At 28.0% G+C, this 2758-nt stretch carries 3 protein-coding genes and 1 pseudogene; all 4 read right to left on the bottom strand.

Features of this window, described 5'->3' with window-relative positions; translation table 11 throughout:
* Positions 1 to 94: 94 nt before the first annotated feature.
* Positions 95 to 1063: a GH25 family lysozyme gene (locus SPJ33_RS10455; protein WP_321117904.1), complete on the bottom strand. Its 969-nt coding sequence runs from the start codon at positions 1061 to 1063 to the stop codon at positions 95 to 97.
* 166 nt (positions 1064 to 1229) lie between these two features.
* Positions 1230 to 1301, bottom strand: a pseudogene (locus tag SPJ33_RS10450) (sporulation initiation factor Spo0A C-terminal domain-containing protein); the annotation flags it as partial.
* Between the two features lie 142 nt (positions 1302 to 1443).
* Positions 1444 to 1887: a hypothetical protein gene (locus SPJ33_RS10445; protein ID WP_321117903.1), complete on the bottom strand. Its 444-nt coding sequence runs from the start codon at positions 1885 to 1887 to the stop codon at positions 1444 to 1446.
* A gap of 238 nt (positions 1888 to 2125) precedes the next feature.
* The coding region (locus SPJ33_RS10440; protein ID WP_321117902.1) for an HK97 family phage prohead protease at positions 2126 to 2758 on the bottom strand (633 nt) is incomplete at its 5' end.

Genomic DNA, 2758 nt, shown 5'->3' with positions numbered 1-2758 from the left:
ATATTTAATTATCATTTACGAGTATTTTATTTAAGTGCTAAATTATAAATATTAAATAATAAAAAAACACCTATATTTATAGGTGCTTTTTTTATTATTGTAGAGAATATAAGGCTTTCCATGTATCCTTGCCAACTATACCATCTACATCAATACCTTTATTTTTTTGTAATGCTTTTATAGCTAAAGTAGTAGCATTTCCAAATATTCCATCAGCTCCACCATACTTTTCTAATGAAGTATATCCTCTATTTATTAATCTTTTTTGTATAAGCTTAGTAAGGTTTCCTCTTGCCCCTTCTTTTACTATTACACAAGCTTTTAAAGTTAAATCTCCAAAATATCCATCAACTTTTAATCCTTTATTAAATTGAGCATTTAATTCTCTTTGTAATTCCTTAACTTCTTCTCCTTGAATTGAAAGCTCATATAGTGCCTTTTTATCATCAGCTGGATTTTCCTTCTCTTCTGTATCATCTTTTCTACTGTTTATAAATATATCTTCTGAAAAGTTGTTCATATCTACATTAGTACTTATACCATCTATTCTTCCTGATTCAGTATACTGATGCCCAACTACTTTAAATCCTGTCTCCATAGGCTTACTTACATTATAGTGAGCAATCCACCCTAGATATTTCTTTACTCTATCATCTAAATTATCTCTACCAAAATAACCACCAGTATATATCATGCATTGTAAATTACTTAATTCTTCAAACTTTTCTAAGAATTCTATACATCTATCTGATATTTCTTTAGCACTTCTATTCATCTTATTAGTTTCTATATCTAAACAAGGAAATATATTAAATTCTTTATCTTTAATAGCTTCATAGAAATCTTTTGCCTGCTCTGTAGGTGAAGTTTTTTCTGACATAAAATGATAAAACCCAATATTTAACCCATTAGCCTTAGCCATCTTATAGTTTTCTTCAAGCTTTTCATCTATAAAGTTAACTCCTTCAGTTGCCTTTATAATTACTGTTTCTATGCCAGCTTGTTTAACCTTTTTAAAATCTATTGTGAAATTATGAACTGATATATCTATCCCTTTAATCATGATATTTACCTCTTTCTATAAAGTTATATAATTCTTCACTAATATTCATAATATCTAGTCATTTACTATAAAGTATATTTTCTATAAGTTATAAATTAGAACAAAATAAAAATACCTCTTATCTATTAGATTTTTCAATCTAACAAATAAAAGGTATATTTTTATCTTAGCTTACTTTATTTTTAAGTCTTAATTTATCAGCTATTATTGCTATAAATTCTGAGTTAGTTGGCTTGCCTATGTAAACCAACACACTCCAAAGTTAGTATTTAAGCCATTTGTTAAAATATTACAAAGCATATTTTCTTCTAAATTGATAGGTTTAGACAAAAAATATTTATTGGTGTAATAGTATACTTTTATTTACATTTTGTCAATACTTAACTTGCTCTTTTTCTAACTGGTCTATAAAGCCTTTCTCCTCTATCTCCTCTAATATATCTCATTTCTAATGTTTCTCTTTTTATACCAGTAATACCACTCAATTCAGTTAGTGTAACTCTCTTACCTTTATAATCTATATAAATAGTACACGATTTATTGTTTGCTTGTATATTCTTATCTACCCATCTACAATTATCAGGTTCATAATCACCATTTACATCAATCCTATCAATACTGAGCATATCATTATACCCATTAGCATATGCCCAGTTATGAAAATTCAAGTAGCTATTTCTCCACTCATCACATACTTTTATACCTCTAGCACCATAATTATAATAATCTTTATTGTTGGAATTATAACAACGTTGTTTCATCATAACCCATCTTCCATATAACTTAGTCTTTTTAGCTAAGCCATGTTTATTCTTAATATTCATAAACCTAGTTCCTCCTAAAAAATTTCTTTTACTATTATCCGAATTTGTACCTTCTACCTGTAAAACAAAAACTCAAATAATCAATAAAATCAGTATTTCATTATATCAACTTGATTTCCTTTCAGTTTGTAATTTCTACAATCTTTACAACCTCCTTATATTAGTTTCGAGTTATTTTGAAAATTTATTTTTTCTACAGAAAGAAAAAAAGGGATGCAATTACTGCATCCCCATTTGATTAATTCATTGATATTTTTACACTTGCACCAAATCTAAACAAATCATTTCTTCTCTTTTTATTTATGTATTCCTTATACCTATCTATCTCTAACTGTTGTAACCTAACTATCTCTTTTCTTCTTTCTGAAATTTCTGCTTTTGCTACTGCTCTTTTCACTGATTTTTCATCTCCAGTAAAAGCTTTAGTTTGCGAATATGCTGGTAGCTTATTTCTAAGAATGGAGATTTCCCTTAAAGTATCAAAATCAGTTACTATTCTTTCATACTCTACCCCATCTACATCCTTTTTCTTAGGAAGTTTTATTTCCTTCAACACCGTAAATCCAAATGATAGTTTAGCTTCACTCAAATCTTTTAGTTTATCCATTACTTCTTCCATTAAAGGTAAAGTGTACAGTATTCTTAATCTATTTCCATACTCCTCATATTCAAACGATTCTACTGGTATTCGATTTTTATAGTTATGATTTACCAGTAGCAAGGGGAACTCTTCTCCCATTGATTCCAGCTTTCTACTGAAGCAACCACTATTAATTTTCTCTCTAAATTTCTTTCCATCTTTGTCCATCAATACCTCAGAAAATTCATTAACTGGTAAATAACCAGCAAGATATATTTTTTTCTCTTGCTG

The sequence above is a fragment of the Clostridium sp. genome (assembly GCF_034179595.1).
In the GTDB taxonomy this organism is placed as follows: Bacteria; Bacillota; Clostridia; order Clostridiales; family Clostridiaceae; genus Clostridium.
The sequence above is the reverse complement of the archived record's forward strand: the minus strand, read 5'-3'. Positions and strand labels throughout refer to the sequence as shown.

Excerpts from the sequence above, each read along its gene's own strand:
- SPJ33_RS10455 (WP_321117904.1), bottom strand. The coding sequence starts at position 1,063 with ATGATTAAAGGGATAGATATATCAGTTCATAATTTCACAATAGATTTT.
- SPJ33_RS10445 (WP_321117903.1), bottom strand. The coding sequence starts at position 1,887 with ATGAATATTAAGAATAAACATGGCTTAGCTAAAAAGACTAAGTTATAT.